Origin of the sequence: Pseudomonas sp. PWP3-1b2 (assembly GCF_049896045.1) — a bacterium.
In the GTDB taxonomy this organism is placed as follows: Bacteria; Pseudomonadota; Gammaproteobacteria; order Pseudomonadales; family Pseudomonadaceae; genus Aquipseudomonas; species Aquipseudomonas antarctica_B.
Window position 1 is genome coordinate 24,343 of record NZ_JAFCTN010000033.1, and the last position, 19,497, is coordinate 43,839.

A 19,497-nucleotide genomic window follows, 5' to 3' on the forward strand; every position below is an offset into this window, starting at 1 on the left:
ACAAGCTATCAGCTACCCAATGCCTTGGACGCCAGCCAAAACAAACCGGCCGACAGCCCGACGGTCGCTGGCAAGGTCAACACCCAAGCCATCAGAATGGTCTTCACTGTCCCGCCCTGCAGGCCGCTTTTGTTCGCAACCATGGTCCCGGCAACACCGGAAGACAGCACGTGGGTCGTAGACACCGGCAGGCTGAAGATGTTGGCCAGGCCAATCATGCTGGCGGTGGTAATCTGCGCCGACATGCCCTGGGCATAGGTCATGCCCTGCTTGCCAATCTTCTCACCAATGGTCAATACCACACGCTTCCAGCCCACCATGGTGCCCAGGCCCAGGGCCAGTGCCACCGCGAGGATCACCCAGAACGGTGCATATTCAGTGGTGGCGGTGAGGTCTTTGCGCAGCTTGTCCAGGTCGGCCTTGTCACGCGCGGGCAGGTTCGGCAGCTTGCCGACTTTCTTCGCGGTGTCGTCCAGGCAGAGCAGGTAGCGACGCACTTCAATGCGGTGCTCGGCGGTCAGCGAATGGTAGTCGGAGACACCTTTCAACGTCCCCAGCAGTGCGCTGATGGTGGGCTCGGTCTGCTGCGGGTTGCACTGGAACTTGCCCGGCAGGTCGTCCTTCACGCTTTTACCCAGGGCGAGGAACTCACCGAGGGTTTCATGATTGCGCTGGTAGAACTGGCTCAAGTGCGAGGTCGCGTCGCGGGTACGCTCGATCTGGTAAGTGGTGCTGCCCAGGTCGAGTACGAACTGCGCCGGCACGATGCCGATCAGCACGAGCATGATCAGGCCGATACCTTTCTGACCATCATTGGAGCCGTGCACGAAGCTTACGGCCATGGCAGAAATCACCAGCACCAAGCGGTTCCAGAACGGCGGGTGCTTCTTGTCGTCGAGCTTGCGGCGCTGATCCGGCGTCTTGTGCATCTTCGACAGCGGGCGCCACCATTTCAGGCCAAGCAGCACCAGGGCTGCGACCGCAAAACCGGCCATCGGCGAGAACACCAGGGACGCGCCGATATCGATCGCTTTCTGCCAGTTCACGCCGTCAGCCAGCGGGATGTCGTTGATCAAGGCATTGGCCAGGCCGACACCGAGGATCGAGCCGATCAGGGTGTGGGAGCTAGAGGCCGGAATACCGAAGTACCAGGTGCCCAGGTTCCATGTGATCGCGGCGGCCAACAACGAGAAGACCATCGCCAGACCATGGCCGGTGTTCACATTGATCAGCAGCTCAACCGGCAGCAAGTGCACGATGGCGTAGGCGACACCCACACCACCGAGCAACACGCCGAGGAAGTTGAACACCCCGGAGAAGAACACGGCCAGGTGTGGCGGCATGGCTTTGGTATAGATGACTGTGGCCACCGCGTTAGCGGTGTCATGAAAGCCATTGATGAACTCGAAGGCGAGGACAAAGGCCAGGGCGAGCAACAGGCTCACGAGAACCCAAGCATCCAGTCCGCTGAATAAATCGATCATGAAGGTTTTCTGACCCGGTCGTAAGGGGGCGCGATTATGCCAGAAAACCTCGGTAATCGATGCACTAGCTGTTGATCGGTAACAATCTTCATTGGAAAAAATCGGCGCACGGGCGCGCATCCCAAGGTTTTAGGGGCTTTGGCAAGTCTTTGATTTATAAAGCGCGAGGCTGAAAATGACAATTTTTGTCATCCAACTGTCATGCCTGAAACATTTGTACGAAATTTTGCTGGAGGCGATCAGGCACCTGTCATGAATCAGGCTGCCCACCACTGGCAATGCGCCAGCAGTGGTGGCAAAACCATGAAACTCAAACCGAAGCGTTTATGGTTCTTCGGTTTTGAGTTCCTGTTCAATCTTTTGGATTTCCTGGGCAAATGCCTGATCCAGCAAACTGGCGCGCTTGCGCCATGGTTTGCGCTCCGGCTCAGGTTGGGCGGCGTAGGTGGTGACTTCCCCGCCGTAAACGTCCTTGTAACGTTGCTCCTGGCGCTCAAGTTCCGCGCGCAGTTCGTCTTTCGTCACAGTGTTACCTAATTAAGTTGAGTGTATTTAATGTGCAGCGTCATGCCTGAAAATCGTGCTCGGGTTATTTCAAGTTGAACAACGCAACCGTTCAAGTTTGAAAGGGGGCACACGGTAATTCGTTTAAGCCGATACGTATAACTGGCGATGCTTGCACCTCGCAACGCCTGGCGAGCTCCAATCCCGACAGGCATACCGGGCTGACCTCTGCACAGGGCTCATTATAGCGGGGCGTTTGAATAACACTATCACCGTGAAGTTAAAAAGCGTCAACGTTGTATGAGGGTTTTGTTACATGCGCGCGTCAGTTTGAGTCAATCTTGTGTGTCATATAGTTCGTACTCTATCGACGTAGCGGCATGAATTTGTCCACCGTGTGAATTCGTCCAGTGAGGCGCGGGCGGGCTTGGCGGCAAAAATTGCGATAATCGAATGATCGTCCGATAATCGCCCAATGTTGCCGGGGCTGCCTTGTGCATCCCGTCCGGCGCGGCTTGTAATAGCGGCCAACCCTCCCAGCGGTTGAAAACAAGAGAAAGGACCCTTGAAATGAACGATCAATTGCGCAACTCCTTCGCGTCAGTGGCGCCGCCGATCGTGGCGTCACCGGCCAAGCGCATTCAGGCGTTTACCGGTGATCCGGATTTCATGACCTCCCTGGCTCGCGGCTTGGCCGTGGTGCAGGCGTTCCAGGAGCGCAAGCGCCACCTGACCATCGCCCAGATCAGCCACCGCACGGAAATCCCCCGCGCCGCTGTGCGCCGTTGCTTGCACACCTTGATCAAACTCGGCTACGCCACCACCGACGGGCGCACCTACTCGCTGCTGCCTAAAGTGTTGACCCTGGGCCATGCCTATTTGTCGTCCACGCCGCTGGCGGTATCGGCCCAGCCCTACCTGGACCGCATGAGCGAGCAGCTGCATGAAGCCTGCAACATGGCGACCCTCGAAGGCGATGACATCCTTTATATCGCCCGTTCTGCCACCACCCAGCGTTTGATTTCCGTAGACCTGTCGGTGGGCGGCCGTTTGCCGGCGTATTGCACGTCCATGGGCCGCATCCTGCTCGCGGCGCTCGACGATGCGTCGCTACAGGACTACCTCGATCACGCCGACCTGCAGACCAAGACCAGCCGCACCCTGACCACCCCCGACGCCTTGTTCGAATGCCTGCAACAAGTGCGTCAGCAAGGTTGGTGCATTGTCGATCAGGAACTGGAGCAGGGTCTGCGGTCCATCGCTGTGCCGGTCTACGACGCGTCGGGCCAGGTATTGGCCGCGCTGAACGTGAGCACCCACGCCGGGCGGGTCAGCCGCAGCGAGCTGGAGCAGCGGTTCCTGCCGAGCATGCTCAGTGCCAGCCGTGAGCTGAGTGCTCAGCTATTTGCCTAAGTGTTCGGTGACCGCACAGTTACCCGCCGGGTGAATTGACGGGGTTTGCCCAGGCTTATTAATGTGCGGCAGCGCTCTCAACGCTGCCCCCAATAATAATGACGGCCACAGGTCGCCAGCCCGCCCATCGGTGTGGAAATAACAATAATGAATCAGCCTTCTCTCGGTACGAACCTGGACGTGCAGTCCTTCATCAACACCCAGCCACTGTCGCGCTATCAGTGGCGCGTGGTGATCCTGTGTTTCCTGATTGTGTTCCTTGATGGCCTCGACACGGCCGCCATGGGTTTTATTGCGCCGGCGCTGTCCCAGGATTGGGGCATTGACCGCGCCAGCCTCGGCCCAGTGATGAGCGCAGCGTTGATTGGCATGGTGTTCGGCGCGCTGGGCTCCGGCCCACTGGCCGACCGCTTCGGCCGCAAAGTGGTATTGGTCGGCGCGGTGTTGGTGTTCGGCGCTTTCAGCCTGGCGTCGGCCTACAGCGCCAACGTCGATCAATTGCTGGTACTGCGCTTTCTCACCGGGCTTGGCCTGGGCGCGGGAATGCCGAATGCCACCACGCTGCTCTCCGAATACACCCCGGAACGTCACAAGTCGCTGCTGGTGACGAGCATGTTCTGCGGCTTCAACCTCGGCATGGCCGGTGGCGGCTTTATCTCGGCCAAGCTGATCCCGGCATTCGGCTGGCATGCGCTGTTGATGATCGGCGGGATCCTGCCGTTGATCCTCGCGGCGGTGCTGATGGTGTGGCTGCCGGAGTCGGCGCGCTATCTGGTGGTGCGCAATCGCGGCACCGACAAAGTGCGCAAAACCCTGTCACCCATCGAGCCCAACCTCGTCGCCCAGGCCACCAGCTTCAGCGTGCCCGAGCAGAAAACCGTCAAGGCGCGCAACGTATTCGCGGTGATCTTCTCCGGCACCTACAGCGCCGGCACCTTGTTGTTGTGGCTCACCTACTTTATGGGCCTGGTGATTGTGTATCTGCTCACCAGTTGGCTGCCGACCCTGATGCGTGACAGCGGCGCCAGCATGGAGCAGGCCGCGTTCATCGGCGCCTTGTTCCAGTTTGGCGGTGTGCTGAGCGCAGTCGGGGTGGGCTGGGCAATGGACCGGTTCAACCCCCACAAAGTCATCGGCACTTTCTACCTGTTGGCCGGGGTGTTTGCCTACGCAGTGGGGCAGAGCCTGGGCAATATCACCGTGCTGGCGACGTTGGTGCTGGTGGCCGGGATGTGCGTCAACGGCGCGCAATCGGCGATGCCGTCCCTGGCCGCGCGCTTTTACCCGACTCAGGGCCGCGCCACCGGCGTGTCGTGGATGCTTGGCATCGGCCGTTTCGGCGCGATTCTTGGCGCGTGGATGGGCGCGACCTTGCTTGGCCTGGGTTGGAATTTCGAGCAGGTGCTTACTGCGCTGGTGATCCCGGCCGCATTGGCTACCGCTGCGGTGCTGATCAAAGGGATGGTCAGCCACGCCGACGCCACCTGAGGAGTGTCACCATTCCTGTGGGAGCTGGCTTATGTGGGAGCTGGCTTGCCTGCGATAGCATCACCGCGGTTTCACTGAGAGACCGAGGTGCCTGCATCGCAGGCAAGCCAGCTCCCACAAAAACCAACTCCAGGATTGACGGTGTTTCTCCAAGTAATTAGCCAGACAACAATCCGTTCGATAATCGAACGCTGTGTCGATTATCGGATTGTTCGGGCCTTATCCCCGGCTTAATCTTCAAGCACTTCGGCGCGACCCCAGCGTCTCTTTCGATCCATACCGGGAGCCCAACCCCATGGCTGAAATCCTTACCCTGCGTGATGCGGTAAAGCGCTTTGTGAACGACGGCGATACCGTCGCGCTCGAAGGCTTTACCCATTTGATCCCTACAGCGGCGGGGCATGAAATCATTCGTCAGGGCAAGAAAGACCTGACGCTGGTGCGTATGACGCCTGACCTGATCTACGACCAGTTGATCGGCGCCGGTTGCGCCCGCAAGTTGATTTTCTCCTGGGGCGGCAACCCCGGTGTGGGCTCCTTGCATCGCCTGCGCGACGCCGTTGAGAAGCAGTGGCCACAGCCGCTGGAGATTGAAGAACACAGCCACGCCGACCTGGCCAATGCCTACGTTGCGGGTGCTTCGGGCCTACCGTTTGCGGTGCTGCGTGCCTACGCCGGTTCCGATTTGCCCAAGGTCAACCCGCTGATCAAGACCGTGACCTGCCCGTTCACCGGCGAAGTGCTGGCAGCCGTGCCGTCTGTGCGCCCGGACGTCACCGTGATCCACGCACAAAAGGCCGACCGCAAGGGCAACGTCTTGCTCTGGGGCATTCTCGGCGTGCAGAAAGAAGCAGCCCTGGCGGCCAAGCGCTGCATCGTCACGGTTGAAGAAATCGTCGACGACTTGAACGCACCGATGAACAGTTGTGTGCTGCCGACCTGGGCCCTGACGGCGGTCTGTCATGTTCCTGGCGGAGCACATCCGTCCTACGCCCACGGCTACAACGAGCGCGATAACCGTTTCTATCAGGCGTGGGACCCAATCGCCCGCGACCGTGGGACCTTTACCGCCTGGATCGACAACTACATCCACGGCACTGCCGACTTCAGTGAATTCCAGGCCAGGCTGGCCACCGCGCAGGAGGCCCGTTAATGGCTTACTCGACCAATGAAATGATGACCGTCGCCGCCGCGCGCCGTCTCAAAAATGGCGCCGTGTGTTTTGTCGGCATCGGCCTGCCCTCCAAGGCCGCCAACCTCGCACGCCTGACCTCCTCACCCGACGTGGTGCTGATTTACGAGTCCGGCCCGATCGGCGCCAAGCCCTCGGTACTGCCGCTTTCCATCGGTGATGGTGAACTGGCTGAAACCGCTGACACCGTGGTGCCGACCGGTGAGATTTTTCGCTATTGGCTGCAAGGCGGGCGCATCGACGTCGGCTTTCTCGGCGCCGCTCAAGTCGACCGTTTTGGCAATATCAACACCACCGTGGTCGGTGACTACCACCAGCCCAAAGTGCGCCTGCCGGGTGCCGGTGGCGCGCCGGAAATTGCAGGTTCGGCCAAAAGCGTGCTGATCATCCTCAAGCAGTCGGCACGCTCGTTCGTCGACAAGCTGGATTTCATCACCTCGGTCGGTCACGGCGAAGGTGGCGATTCACGCAAGCGTCTGGGCCTGCCAGGCGCCGGTCCGGTGGGCATTATTACCGACCTGTGCACCATGGAGCCGGAAGAGGGCACCCATGAATTCGTGGTCACCGCACTGCACCCAGGCGTGACCCGAGAGCAAGTCGTCGCGGCCACCGGCTGGGCGATCCGTTTTGCGGATCAGGTCGCCACCACGGCCGAACCCACTGAGGTCGAACTGACCGCCCTGCGTGATCTTGAAGCACGCACCGCCGCCGCCCACGGCCAAGCGCCGGGAGAAGCCTGATGCGTGACGTGTTTATCTGCGATGCCATTCGCACCCCTATCGGCCGTTTCGGCGGTGGCCTGTCGACCGTGCGAGCCGATGACCTGGCTTCATTGCCGATCAAGGCGCTGATCGAGCGCAACCCTTCGGTGGACTGGAGCATGGTCGATGAGGTGTTCCTCGGCTGCGCCAACCAGGCCGGTGAAGACAACCGCAACGTCGCGCGCATGGCGCTGCTGCTCGCCGGCCTGCCGGAAAGCATTCCGGGCGTGACCCTCAACCGTTTGTGCGCCTCGGGCATGGACGCCATCGGCACGGCGTTTCGCGCCATTGCCAGCGGCGAAATGGAGCTGGCGATTGCCGGCGGCGTCGAGTCGATGTCCCGCGCGCCATTCGTGATGGGCAAGGCTGACGCGGCGTTTTCGCGAAACATGAAGCTGGAAGACACCACCATCGGCTGGCGTTTTATCAACCCGTTGATGAAAGCTCAGTATGGCGTGGATGCGATGCCGCAGACCGCCGACAACGTGGCCGACGACTACAACGTCTCACGCGCTGACCAGGACGCCTTCGCCCTGCGCAGCCAGCAACGCACGGCGGCCGCTCAGGCTGCAGGCTTCTTCGCCGAAGAGATCGTGCCGGTGCGGGTCGCCCATAAAAAAGGCGAAACCGTGGTGGAACACGATGAACATCCACGGGACACCAGCCTGGAAGCCCTGGCCAAACTCAAGCCAGTGAATGGTCCCGACAAGACCGTCACGGCAGGCAACGCCTCGGGGGTCAATGACGGTGCCGCCGCGCTGATCCTGGCCTCTGCCGAGGCGGTGAAAAAACACGGCCTGACCGCCCGCGCCCGCGTGTTGGGCATGGCCAGCGCCGGTGTCGCCCCGCGTGTGATGGGCATTGGCCCGGTGCCCGCCGTGCGCAAACTGGTAGAGCGCCTGGGCCTGGCCGTCACTGATTTTGACGTGATCGAGCTCAACGAAGCCTTTGCCAGCCAAGGCCTGGCGGTGCTGCGTGAACTCGGTATCGCCGACAATGCGCCTCACGTTAACCCGAACGGCGGCGCCATCGCCCTCGGCCATCCGCTGGGCATGAGCGGCGCGCGGTTGGTAATGACTGCATTGCACCAGCTGGAAAAAAACGGCGGCCGCAAAGGCCTGGCGACTATGTGCGTGGGCGTCGGCCAAGGCCTGGCCCTGGCGATTGAACGCATCTAACAAGAGAGGATTGCTGCATGAGTGACAAGCCCGGTTACCGGCGCCCGCAAGCGGGCACCCAGCCTGATTACCTGCACCCGGCCTATCAGTCGACGAACCTGCGTTCGCCGTCCAAGCCGTTGGTGTTTCTGCCCCATTCCTTGTCGGAAATTACCGGCCCGACCATTGGCGCCGAGCGAGTAGGCGAGAATGACAATGACCTGACGGCTCAGCATGACGGTGAGCCCCAGGGCGAACGCATCATCATTCATGGCCGGGTGCTGGATGAGAATGGTCTACCGGTGCCGGGCATCCTCGTGGAAATCTGGCAGGCCAACGCCGCTGGCCGCTACAACCACAAGCGCGACCTGCACGACGCGCCGCTGGACCCGAATTTCACCGGCACCGGCCGCACCGTCACCGACGCCGAGGGCTGGTATCAATTCCAGACCATCAAGCCCGGCGCCTACCCGTGGGGCAACCACCACAACGCGTGGCGCCCGGCGCATATCCACTTTTCGCTGTTCGGCCCCAGTGTGCTGACGCGGTTGGTGACGCAGATGTATTTCCCTGGCGACCCGCTGCTCGAATACGACCCGATCTACAACTGCGTGCCCGACACCTCGGCCAAGCAGCGCCTGATCGCCAGCTTCGATCTGGAAAAAACCATTCCTTCCTATGCCCTCGGCTACCGCTGGGACATCGTCCTGCGCGGCCGCGACGCCACGCCGATGGAGAAATGAGATGACACTCAACGCGACCACGTCCCACACCGTCGGGCCGTATTACCACATCGGCCTGACCTGGCTGAACCGCGAAGACCTGACCGTGCCCGCCACCCTTGGCGAGCGAGTGGCGATCAGCGGGCAAGTGGTGGATGGCAACGGTGATGTCGTCAACGACGCCATGCTCGAAGTCTGGCAAGCCAACGCCGCCGGCAAGTACGACCATCCTGAGGATGAGCAGGACAAAGCCGTAGACCCGAACTTCGAAGGCTTCGGCCGGGTGCCGGTAGACGCCGATGGGCGGTTTCGCTTTACCACCATCAAGCCGGGCGCCGTGCCGGGGTTGAACGGTACGACGCAGGCGCCGCATTTGGTGGTGCTGGTGTTCGCCCGTGGGTTGGTGAAGCACTTGCTGACGCGAATTTATTTTGACGGGGAAGCGCTGAATGGGGACGACCCGTTGCTGGCGTGTGTGCCGGCTGAACGGCGTAGCACGTTGATTGCCAGGCTCGATGCGGCCGGTGTGCATCACTGGAATGTGATTTTGCAGGGCACGGACAAGGAAACGGTGTTCTTCGATTATTGAGCCGGTCTTGAGGGCCCCATCGCAGGCAAGTCGAATCGTCGCACCGCAGCTCCCACATTTGAAGGTATTTACAAATCAGAATGTGGGAGCTGGCTTGCCTGCGATAGCGTCCTCCAAAGCAGCACCTATCAAAACTCTGCTTGCGGAACATGGATGTTGCAAAGTATGTCTAGGCTATAACCGTTCCCACTGAGTGAGAAAACATGACAACAACAACCAGTCACTACACCGGAGAAGAACGCAGCAAACGGATTTTTGCGATTGTCGGTGCGTCCTCCGGCAACCTCGTCGAATGGTTCGACTTTTACGTCTACGCCTTCTGCGCCATCTACTTTGCCCCGGCCTTTTTCCCGTCGGACGACCCTACCGTCCAACTGCTCAACACTGCGGGCGTGTTCGCCGCCGGGTTCCTGATGCGGCCTATCGGCGGCTGGCTGTTTGGCCGGGTGGCCGACAAACACGGGCGCAAAAACTCGATGATGATCTCGGTGCTGATGATGTGCGCCGGCTCGCTGGTCATCGCCTTTTTGCCCACCTACAAAGACATCGGCGCCTGGGCCCCGGCCTTGCTGCTGGTGGCGCGGTTGTTTCAGGGGTTGTCGGTGGGGGGCGAGTACGGCACCACCGCGACCTACATGAGTGAAGTCGCGCTCAAGGGCCAGCGTGGTTTCTTTGCCTCGTTCCAGTACGTGACCCTGATCGGCGGGCAACTGCTGGCGGTGCTGGTGGTGGTGATCCTGCAACAACTGCTCACCGAAGAAGAGTTGCGCGCCTGGGGCTGGCGGATTCCGTTCGTGATCGGCGCCATTGCGGCGGTGATTTCCCTGCTGCTGCGTCGCACCCTCAAGGAAACCACCAGCAAGGAAATGCGTGAAGACAAGGACGCCGGCAGCATCGCTGCACTGTTTCGCGATCACAAAGCGGCGTTTATCACGGTGCTCGGCTACACCGCCGGCGGCTCGCTGATTTTCTACACATTCACCACTTACATGCAGAAATACCTGGTGAACACCGCCGGGATGCACGCCAAGACCGCCAGCTACATCATGACCGGCGCGCTGTTCCTTTACATGTGCATGCAGCCGCTGTTCGGCATGCTGGCAGACAAGATCGGTCGCCGTAATTCCATGCTCTGGTTCGGCGCGCTGGGCACCCTGTGCACGGTGCCGATCCTGTTGAGCCTGAAAACCGTGACCAGCCCGTTTCTGGCGTTTGTGTTGATCACCGTAGCCTTGGCTATTGTGAGCTTCTACACCTCGATCAGCGGCTTGGTAAAAGCCGAAATGTTCCCGCCACAAGTACGCGCACTCGGCGTGGGCCTGGCCTATGCAGTGGCCAACGCGATCTTCGGCGGCTCGGCGGAATACGTAGCCCTGGGCCTGAAGACCATGGGCATGGAAAACACGTTCTACTGGTACGTCACCGCAATGATGGCCGTGGCGTTCCTGTTCAGCTTGCGTCTGCCGAAGCAGGCGGCTTATTTGCACCACGATTTGTAAGGGATGAGTTATGACACTGCGCACGAGCAATCAACTGTTCGACGCTTACTTCACCGCTGACAGCATGGCCGAGGTGTTCTGCGATACGGGGCGCCTGCAGGGCATGCTGGATTTTGAAGCGGGCCTGGCTCGGGCCCAGGCGCAGGTCGGGCTGATTCCGCAGGCCGCCGTCGCACCGATCGCCCAGGCCTGCCTGGCGTCACTGTATGACGTGGATGCCCTCGGCGTGGCGATTGCCACGGCGGGGAACTCGGCGATTCCGCTGGTGAAGGCGCTGGGCACGTTGATCGCCAGTGAAGACGCTGGCGCCGAACGTTATGTGCACCTGGGTGCGACCAGCCAGGATGTGATGGACACGGGACTGGTCCTGCAATTGCGCAATGCAGTGGCCTTGATCGAAGCGGATCTTGCGCAGTTGGGCGGGATTCTTGCGGTGCAAGCGCAGCGTTACGCAGGCGTGCCACTGGCCGGGCGTACCTGGTTGCAGCACGCAACGCCGGTCACGCTGGGGATGAAAATCGCCGGCTGGCTGGGGGCCGTGACGCGCAGTCGCCAACGTCTTGCCGAACTGAAACCGCGCCTGCTGGTGCTGCAATTCGGTGGTGCCTCCGGCACGCTGGCCGCGCTCGGCGATCACGCGATGCCGGTGGCCGAAGCCTTGGCTGGCGAGTTGCAACTGAGTTTGCCCGAGCAGCCCTGGCATACCCAACGCGATCGTCTGGTCGAATTCGCCAGCGCCCTCGGCCTGATCGCCGGCAGCCTCGGCAAGCTTGGCCGCGACATCAGCCTGCTGATGCAGACCGAAGCGGCCGAAGTGTTCGAACCGTCGGCACCCGGCAAAGGCGGTTCCTCGACCATGCCGCACAAACGCAACCCGGTGGGCGCCGCCGTGCTGATCAGCGCCGCCACCCGCGTGCCGGGGTTGGTGGCGACCATGTTCAGCGCCATGCCTCAGGAGCACGAGCGCAGCCTGGGCTTGTGGCATGCCGAGTGGGAAACCCTGCCGGAAATTTGCCGGTTGGTTTCAGGTGCCTTGAAGCAGGCAGTGCTGGTGAGTGAAGGGTTGGAAGTCGACGCCGCACGCATGGCCCACAACCTGGATCTGACCCGCGGCCTGGTGCTGGCCGAAGCGGTCAGCATCGTGCTGGCTCAACGCTTGGGCCGCGAAACTGCGCACCATCTGCTGGAGCAATGCTGCAAACGTGCGGTGGCCGAGGGTCGCCATTTGCGTGCGGTATTGGCCGATGAGCCGCGCGTCACTGCCGAGTTGTCAGCGGCTGAACTGGACCGCTTGCTCGACCCGGCCCATTACCTGGGGCAGGCCCACACGTGGGTTACTCGCGCAGTCAGCGACCACTTCTCATTGAACGCATAAGGAGATTGCCGTGGCTTTTGTAAGACTCGCTGAGGGTGAACTGCATTATCAACTCGACGGCCCCATGGATGCGCCGGTGCTGGTGCTGTCCAACTCGTTGGGCACCGACCTGCATATGTGGGACATCCAGATGCAGTCCTTCACCAGGCATTTCCGGGTGCTGCGTTTCGACACCCGTGGCCACGGCAAATCCCTGGTAACCGAAGGCCCTTACAGCATTGAGCAGTTGGGCCAGGACGTCATCGCGTTGCTTGATGCGTTGGAAATCCCCCGCGCACATTTTTGCGGCCTGTCCATGGGCGGTCTGATTGGTCAGTGGTTGGGTATCCACGCGGGCGAGCGTTTGCGCCGCTTGGTGGTGTGCAATACCGCCGCCAAAATCGGCACGCCCGAAGTGTGGAACCCACGTATTGAGACGGTGTTGCGTGACGGCGCCGCAGCCATGGTCGCGCTGCGCGATGCTTCGATTGCGCGGTGGTTTACACCCGATTTTGCCGAGGCTCATCCCGACCAGGCCAGGCTGATCACCGACATGCTCGCCGCCACCTCACCTGAGGGTTACGCCGCCAACTGCGCGGCGGTGCGTGACGCGGACTTGCGTGAGCAACTGGGTTCAATCAGCGTACCGACGCTGGTGATTGCCGGCAGTGAAGACGCGGTTACACCGCCTGCCGGCAGCCATTTTATCCAGACCCATGTGAGGGGGGCGGAGTACGCCGAGTTCTATGCGGCGCACTTGTCCAACGTCCAGGCCGGCGCCGCGTTCAGTGACCGCGTGCTGGAATTTCTGCTGGCCCGCTGAATCTGTGGCGGGTGAGGCTGATGGTGGTGAGCGGGCTTGTTGTGGCAAACAGGCTTGATGTGGTGAGCAGTTTAGATATGGCAAGCGGGCTCGTTGTGGCGAGCGGGCTTGCCCCGCGTTGGGCTGCGAAGCAGCCCTGATTCAGTCACCGCGTTCTTCCAGATAAACAGGGTCGGCTGGTTTTGTGGCCGCTTCGCAGCCCAACGCGGGGCAAGCCCGCTCGCCACAAAAGGCCTGCTTGCCACAACAGGCCCGCTTGCCACAATAAGCCTGCATGCCACGGCAAGCCCACTCACTCATCATTAACGCGAACTAGGAGTTTTTTGTGGACGAGAAACAACGTTATGCCGACGGCCTGCAGGTGCGTCGCGAAGTGCTGGGCGACGCGCATGTCGATCGTAGCCTGAACGCTCTTACCGAGTTCAACAGCGAGTTTCAGGAGATGATCACCCGTCACGCCTGGGGGGATATCTGGACCCGTCCGGGGCTGCCTCGGCATACCCGCAGCCTGATCACCATCGCGATGTTGATCGGCATGAACCGCAGCGAGGAACTCAAACTGCACCTGCGCGCCGCCGCGAGCAACGGCGTAACCCGCGCCGAGATCAAGGAAGTGCTGATGCAGAGCGCGATCTACTGCGGAATTCCCGCCGCGAATGCGACGTTTCACCTGGCAGAGTCAGTGTGGGATGAACTGGGCGTCGAATCCCGGCAATGATCGTTGCCACGGGCAGCGTAGGGATGATCATCAGTGGGAATCCGCGTCCCACACCCAGTTCCACACGCCGGGCAGATGCACGGGTTCATTCACATCGTTCACCGTGCGCGCCAGCGCCGCGCGCTCAAGGGTGGCATGGTCGGTGTAGAACGGCTCGGCGGCTGTTTTCATGCCGTTGATGCGCGCGCTGTCCATCAGGATCTGCAGGTATTCCTGCAGGTGCCGCGCGGTGTAGCGGTTGATGTCGTGGAAGGTCACCACCACCGGTATCACGCCGTCCACCGTCGGCAGTTCGCCCAAGGCAATGCGCTCGCGCACCACCGACAATTGCCGGTACAGGTTGGCGCGGCGGCGCGGGCTGCCATTGAAGCCCCAGATCTTGCCGTCATTGGCACTCAGGTCGGTCAACAACACCCGCATGCCGTGACGCGTGTAGGCGGCGAAGGTGCGTTTGTCGTAGTTCCAGAAGGGCGGGCGCACCAGCAAGGGCGAAGCGCCGGTGATTGACGCAATATCGGCGGCGCCCTGGGTGAGGGTGCTTTCAAGCTCGGCATCGTTCAGCCAACGGTGGTTGGTATGAAACGCGGTGGCGGTGTGAAAGCCCAGGATATGCCCGGCCGCGTATTCGCGCTCCATGGTCTTGCGACCCCGTGAACTGCCGCCGGAGCGAGAGGCCTCGGTCTGCACGAAGAACACCGCCTTGATGCCCGGCAATACCGGGTTGTTCGCCAGGTCAGCCACCACCGAGCGGCTCGGGTTGTTGTAGCCCGAGGCGCTGGGGCCATCATCAAAGGTCAGCAGGAATCGAATCGGCGCCTGCGCCTGCAAACGCTGTTCGGTCTGCGGCGTCAGGGCGATGGGCGCGCCGATGCAGCCGCTGAGGCTCAAAGCCAGGGCAAGCAGTGCACAGGCAATCGCGAAGGATTTCATGGTGGGCGCGGGCTCGAATGAAGGCCGCTGCTGGGCGGATCAGCAGCGGCAGGCGCGCACCATACCGCAAGTTCAGCGGCGGTTTACAGCAGGCTGATCGGGTAACTGACGATCAACCGGTTTTCATCAAACTCATTGTTGCTGTAGTCGCGCCGCATGCTCGAATTGCGCCAGCGCACGTTGAGGTTTTTGAGGCTGCCGCTCTGCACGGTGTAGCCCAATTCGCTCTCGCGACCCCATTCCTTGCCGTCGGTAATCAAGCCTGTGTGCACGTTGCTGCCGCTGATGTAGCGGTTCATCAAGGTTAAGCCGGGCAAGCCCAGTACCACGAAGTTGAAGTCGTGGCGCACCTGCCAGGATTTCTCCTGGGCATTGTCGTAGCTGGCGTTGTAGCTATCGTTGGCCAGCGTGCCGCCGCTGGTGCCATTGACGCGCATCCAGGCGCTGTTGCCGGAGAGTTTTTGCAGGCCGACGTAGAACGTGTTGCCGCCGTATTTGGCCGAGAACAGGCCGGACCAGGTCGTGTTGTCCAACTCACCGGCGCGGGCACTGCCGTCATCCTTGCCATAGAAGAAGCCGAGGTTGGCGCCCAGGGTCCAGTCGCCCAGTGGTTGGCTGTGGATCACATTGACGAACTGCTGGCGGTAGATGTCTTTGAGCTGGGCATTCCAGACGCCGACCTGTGTGCGTTTGTCGTTGAAGGCGTACTCGGCACCCTGGAAGTTGAAGCGGTCGGAGGTGAAGGCGGTTTTACCGGACATCGACAGGTCCGTCATGCTGCTGTCGTCGCGCGGGCTGTTGGCGCGGAACTGGCCGCCGTAGAGGGTCAGGCCGTCGATTTCCTTTGACGTGATCTGCCCGCCGCGCAGGGTTTGCGGCAGGGAGCGGCCGTCGTCTGAACGCAGGATCGGCAGCACCGGCATCCACTCGCCGACTTTCACTTCTGTTTTGGAAAACCGCGCCTTGAAGGCCACGCCCAGGCGCCCGAAGTTATCCGCCGGGCGCCCATCGCGGTCCAGTGGCAGCAACTGAGTGCCGCCGGTGCCGCGCCCGCCATCCAGCTTTTCGGAATACAAACCCAACACATCCAGCCCAAAACCCACCGTGCCCTGGGTGAAGCCGGACTTGGCGTCGAGGATGAAACTCTGCGTCCACTCCTGCGCGCCGCCCTGGGTTTTGGTCGGGTTTGTGTAATTGCGGTTGAAGAAGAAATTGCGCAGGTTGAGGTTGGCGCTGGCGTCTTCGAGAAAGCCGTGTTCTTCGGCGACGACGGGCAAGGCAAAACTGGCGACAGCAGTGGCCAGCAACAGCTGGCGCGGATGCAAAGTGCTCATGGCGAGGGACCTGTTGTTATTGGGGTTATGCAGGTGCCGGCCATGGTGCTTGGCGGTGTGGGGGCGATGAAAGTGGGGGAGTGCGGGTTGTGGGCGATGATCGAACGTAAGTTGGCGGGCCGCCCGGTACGGGGTAGCCCGCCTGCGCGACGTTTACATTCGGTACTCTACCAGCCGGGTCAAAGGGAAGGCGGGCAGGTACAGTTGGCAGGCGAGGGTCACGACCACCATGACCACCAGGAAGCCCACTTGCAGCGGGCTCCAGTAACCCCAGTGCAGCCCGCAGATCCATGGCCATTTTTCGTTGAAGGACTCGCTGACCTCACCGATGCGACGGCTAGTGAACAGGTTGATCAGGATCATGCCCGCGTAAGTCAGCATACCCATCAGGCCCATCACGAAGCCGAACATCAACAGCATTCCTACCTGCGGAACACCGTGGCGCAGCACCAGCCAGTACTGGCGCGGGTTGAAACGTTTGGACAGCAGTCGCTCGCTGAGCCACAAATCAGCGACGATCAGGTGCGCAGTGATGACTGCCCAGGCCTGGGTGACGCGTATGGCGATCACGGTGGGTAGAAACGTCATCAACATGAAAATGATGAGTTCGACGGGGGCAGGGCTTTTTTTCAGGTGAATGGACGCCAGGGCAGTAGCGATGGCCAAGCCGCCCCATACCCTGCCCCAGGTTTGATCGCTGACCCGGCGTGGCAGAAACTTGCGCCAGAAAAACACATCGGGTTGAGGCAGGCGATCAACCAACGATGGATAGCGCCATGCGAATTTTTCGGACAATTGCTGGCACGCCTTCCATTGGTCGTCGCCAAACTTGGCGAGCAAACGAACCTGTTCGGTGGCAGGCATGGGGGTTAGCAGCAACCGCGCAGGCAACGTTTCGGGCGAGTTGCGCGGTCCGTTCAGCGCCTTTTCCTGCAGGTTGGCGAAGAAGCTTTCCTGTTCGCAGCGAGACACCAGGCTGCGCCACATCCAGGCGGGTTCGGGGTATACGCCTTTCTGATCGTCCCAGCCAAATACCTGACACACGCGCTCAAACAACGGCACGCTCCATTGGGTGTCGTGAAGCAATTGCAGGAGCATGCGTTGCCATTGCTGTTGCAGGTCGAAGACCCGCAACCAGGGTTGAGTGTTGCAACGCGTGAGCTGGGTGACGAATTCGCGCTCGGCTTTTTGTTCCAGTAGCGCCTGCAACTCGCCTCGATATTGCTGGAGCAATTCCCCCGCCAGTGCTTCGTGCTGCCAGGGCGCCATCGACACCTGTTGCCAGGGTGTCAGCCATTCAAGATGTTGAACCGCCCACGCGGCAATCGCGCCGCGCTCAGCGGGCGTTTCAAAGCAATGGCGCAGCAGGGCGGCCTGGAACGCATCGGCGCAATGTTGCTGTTGGGCCTGGGCCCAGCGTTCATCCAGATTGCTGGCGTTGAGGCCGCTGATCAGTGCTTCGGCCGGGTTCGGCGCGGGCGCGTCGAACGGCGCAGGGCTGACTGGGCGAACGACCATTTGTTCATCCAGGTTGTTGAGGTTGGCGCAGGCTTGTTCTACCACGACGTCGTGCGCGTGCTCCTCGTCGTCCGCCCGCCAGCGCGCTTCGTTTAATGCCTGCTCATAGGCTTCGCGCAGGCGCTGGAAACCTTCGGGGTCATCGTCCGGGCGGCAACTTTTCAGCAGTCGCGCATAGGTGCGTTTGATCGTGCGTTCGTCGACGTCGTCCGCCAGTTGCAACACTGTCCAACAGTCCATGTTGTGTTCCCTTAGTGCCAGAACCCGTTGTCGAGTTGCTCAAGTTGACGGGTGAGTTCGCTGCGGGCCTCGCGGATGCGCCGCTCGTCCTGGGTGTCGAGCACCTGCTGGAATTGTGCGGCCAAGTGCCCGAATCTTTCGCGCATCTCGCCCAGGCTTTCCTGGTAGAGGCGCTCGAGGCGGGCGGTCAATACGGTGTTGACCTGCTGGTCGCGCGGGTGAACCTTCAGCAGCGCCAAGGCTTGCAGACGTTGTTGAATTTCCTCCGGGCTCAGCACGCCAGGGTTGTTTTCGATCACCAGTGAATGTTGCTCGCCGGTCAACGGGATGTTCACTTGGGCTTCGAGCAACCCGTTGTTGTCGTAGGTGAAGCGCACGTCCAGCGAAACTTCGCCGGCCTTGCGTTTGGGCACCGGAATTTCCAGCTGGCCCAACTCGATGTTGTCTTTCACCAGACGGCTTTCGCCCTGGTAGATTTTCAACAGCACGCGGGTCTGGTCGTCGGAAAGGGTGACCACGCTTTTGACCCGGCTCACAGGCACGCTGCTGTTGCGCTCGATCAGCGGCAGGTAATGGCCGCTTTCGATGTGGCCGCCGTACTGGTTGGCGGTTTCGATGCCCAGGGTGTAGGGGCACACGTCGGTCAGCACCACTTCTTCCAGCGCCGCCGAACGAGCCTTGAGCGCGGCCTGGATGGCGGCTCCGTGGGCGACGACTTGGTCCGGGTCGAGGCTGATAGAGGGGAAACGCCCGAACAAGCCAGCGGCGAGTTTGCGCACCAGCGGCATGCGCGTGGTACCGCCCACCAGCAGGATTTCATCAAGGTCACCCACGCGAATCCGCGCATCGCGCAGGGCGCGTTCGATCGGCGCGCGCAGGCGTTCCAGCAGTGTCGTGTAGAGCTTGGCCATGTCCTGCTGGGTGATGGTTGTTACCCATTGCTGGCCGTCAACGCGCAAGGCGAACTCGGCGCTGTCGTCCTGGCCCAGGGCTTTGCGCACACGCTCGGCTTCGCGGCGCAGGGCTTGCAGCACGCTACTGGTGGGCGGGAAACCCTGAGCGTTGCGCTGGCTGTCGACGAAGTGTTCGAGCAGCAAGGTGTCGAAGTCTTCGCCACCGAGGAAGTTATCGCCGGCGCTGGCGCGCACTTCCATCACCCCGTCGAACAGCTCGATGATCGACACATCAAAGGTGCCGCCGCCGAGGTCGAACACCAAAAACGAGGTCTCCTTGTCGCGCTGGTGCAGCCCGTAGGCCAGCGCAGCAGCGGTGGGCTCGTTGATCAGTTTTTCAACGTTGAGCCCCGCCAGCTCACCAGCGATGCGCGTGGCTTTGCGTTGGCCATCGCTGAAGTAGGCGGGCACGCTGATCACCGCTTCGGTGACGGTCTGGCCGTAGGTGCGCTCGATGTCTTCTTTCAGGCTTTTGAGCACCAGCGCCGAAAGTTCTTCGGGGCGAAACGAACGGTCGCCGAGACGCACTTCCGTGGCGCTGCCCATGTAGCGCTTGAACAGCGAGGTGGTCAGGTGCGGGTGGGTGTGCAGGCGCTCCTTGGCAGCTTGGCCGACCAGCACGCGGCCTTGATCATCCAGGCCGACCACGCTTGGGGTCAGCAACTGGCCAAGGGCATTTGGCACCAATTCCGTGGCATCGCCGCGCCAGACAGCGGCGAGGCTGTTGGTCGTGCCCAGGTCGATTCCTACGATCATGACGACAAGCTCCCTTTGTGGTTTGTAAGAATCTGTTACTAATTTTAGCCTGAAAGGTTGAA

The 19,497-nt window shown here is 61.3% G+C and carries 17 protein-coding genes; 11 read left to right on the top strand and 6 right to left on the bottom strand.

Features of this window, described 5'->3' with window-relative positions:
- Positions 1 to 8: 8 nt before the first annotated feature.
- Both ACP7A2_RS20010 and ACP7A2_RS20015 read right to left on the bottom strand, forming a co-directional pair.
- Entirely contained in the window at positions 9 to 1,484 is a 1,476-nt protein-coding gene (locus ACP7A2_RS20010) for an inorganic phosphate transporter (protein WP_426135599.1), read from the bottom strand.
- A gap of 324 nt (positions 1,485 to 1,808) precedes the next feature.
- Positions 1,809 to 2,009 carry a hypothetical protein gene (locus ACP7A2_RS20015; protein WP_003189295.1) on the bottom strand — a complete coding sequence of 67 codons (201 nt, stop codon included), beginning with the start codon at positions 2,007 to 2,009 and terminating at the stop codon, positions 1,809 to 1,811.
- A 549-nt stretch (positions 2,010 to 2,558) separates the two neighbouring features.
- On the opposite strand from ACP7A2_RS20015, the gene pcaR reads away from it, so the two are divergent.
- From pcaR to pcaC, 11 genes are all read left to right on the top strand, one after another.
- On the top strand, positions 2,559 to 3,401 hold the full coding sequence (pcaR, locus tag ACP7A2_RS20020) for a pca regulon transcriptional regulator PcaR (RefSeq protein ID WP_145162733.1): 843 nt from the start codon (positions 2,559 to 2,561) through the stop codon (positions 3,399 to 3,401).
- A 147-nt stretch (positions 3,402 to 3,548) separates the two neighbouring features.
- A complete protein-coding gene (locus tag ACP7A2_RS20025; RefSeq protein WP_426135600.1) occupies positions 3,549 to 4,889 on the top strand; it encodes an MFS transporter in 1,341 nt (446 codons plus the stop codon).
- Between the two features lie 295 nt (positions 4,890 to 5,184).
- Positions 5,185 to 6,042, top strand: coding sequence for a CoA transferase subunit A (locus ACP7A2_RS20030; RefSeq protein ID WP_426135601.1), 858 nt, complete (start codon positions 5,185 to 5,187; stop codon positions 6,040 to 6,042).
- On the top strand, positions 6,042 to 6,821 hold the full coding sequence (locus tag ACP7A2_RS20035; RefSeq protein WP_426135602.1) for a CoA-transferase subunit beta: 780 nt from the start codon (positions 6,042 to 6,044) through the stop codon (positions 6,819 to 6,821). The genes ACP7A2_RS20030 and ACP7A2_RS20035 overlap by 1 nt, the downstream gene beginning before the upstream one ends.
- A complete protein-coding gene (pcaF, locus tag ACP7A2_RS20040; protein WP_426135632.1) occupies positions 6,818 to 8,020 on the top strand; it encodes a 3-oxoadipyl-CoA thiolase in 1,203 nt (400 codons plus the stop codon). Before ACP7A2_RS20035 ends, pcaF begins: the two co-directional genes overlap by 4 nt.
- Positions 8,021 to 8,037: 17 nt before the next feature.
- Positions 8,038 to 8,742 carry a protocatechuate 3,4-dioxygenase subunit beta gene (gene pcaH, locus ACP7A2_RS20045; protein ID WP_426135603.1) on the top strand — a complete coding sequence of 235 codons (705 nt, stop codon included), beginning with the start codon at positions 8,038 to 8,040 and terminating at the stop codon, positions 8,740 to 8,742.
- A 1-nt stretch (position 8,743) separates the two neighbouring features.
- Entirely contained in the window at positions 8,744 to 9,310 is a 567-nt protein-coding gene (gene pcaG / locus ACP7A2_RS20050; RefSeq protein ID WP_426135604.1) for a protocatechuate 3,4-dioxygenase subunit alpha, read from the top strand.
- Between the two features lie 203 nt (positions 9,311 to 9,513).
- A complete protein-coding gene (locus ACP7A2_RS20055; RefSeq protein WP_426135605.1) occupies positions 9,514 to 10,809 on the top strand; it encodes an MFS family transporter in 1,296 nt (431 codons plus the stop codon).
- A gap of 10 nt (positions 10,810 to 10,819) precedes the next feature.
- Positions 10,820 to 12,184 carry a 3-carboxy-cis,cis-muconate cycloisomerase gene (locus ACP7A2_RS20060; protein ID WP_426135607.1) on the top strand — a complete coding sequence of 455 codons (1,365 nt, stop codon included), beginning with the start codon at positions 10,820 to 10,822 and terminating at the stop codon, positions 12,182 to 12,184.
- A gap of 10 nt (positions 12,185 to 12,194) precedes the next feature.
- A complete protein-coding gene (pcaD, locus tag ACP7A2_RS20065; RefSeq protein WP_426135608.1) occupies positions 12,195 to 12,986 on the top strand; it encodes a 3-oxoadipate enol-lactonase in 792 nt (263 codons plus the stop codon).
- Between the two features lie 325 nt (positions 12,987 to 13,311).
- The gene (pcaC, locus tag ACP7A2_RS20070; RefSeq protein ID WP_060753777.1) at positions 13,312 to 13,704 is read left to right on the top strand and encodes a 4-carboxymuconolactone decarboxylase; all 393 of its coding nucleotides are present in this window, start codon (positions 13,312 to 13,314) and stop codon (positions 13,702 to 13,704) included.
- Positions 13,705 to 13,734: 30 nt separating this feature from the next.
- Here pcaC and ACP7A2_RS20075 read toward each other — a convergent pair whose 3' ends face one another.
- The 4 genes from ACP7A2_RS20075 to ACP7A2_RS20090 form a co-directional block, all read right to left on the bottom strand.
- The gene (locus tag ACP7A2_RS20075; protein WP_426135609.1) at positions 13,735 to 14,634 is read right to left on the bottom strand and encodes a polysaccharide deacetylase family protein; all 900 of its coding nucleotides are present in this window, start codon (positions 14,632 to 14,634) and stop codon (positions 13,735 to 13,737) included.
- A gap of 83 nt (positions 14,635 to 14,717) precedes the next feature.
- Positions 14,718 to 15,968 carry an OprD family porin gene (locus ACP7A2_RS20080; RefSeq protein ID WP_426135610.1) on the bottom strand — a complete coding sequence of 417 codons (1,251 nt, stop codon included), beginning with the start codon at positions 15,966 to 15,968 and terminating at the stop codon, positions 14,718 to 14,720.
- Positions 15,969 to 16,121: 153 nt separating this feature from the next.
- Positions 16,122 to 17,726 (bottom strand): J domain-containing protein, encoded by a 1,605-nt coding sequence (locus ACP7A2_RS20085; RefSeq protein WP_426135611.1) that lies wholly within the window; start codon positions 17,724 to 17,726, stop codon positions 16,122 to 16,124.
- Positions 17,727 to 17,737: 11 nt separating this feature from the next.
- Positions 17,738 to 19,435: a molecular chaperone HscC gene (locus tag ACP7A2_RS20090; protein ID WP_426135612.1), complete on the bottom strand. Its 1,698-nt coding sequence runs from the start codon at positions 19,433 to 19,435 to the stop codon at positions 17,738 to 17,740.
- Between the last annotated feature and the right edge of the window lie 62 nt (positions 19,436 to 19,497).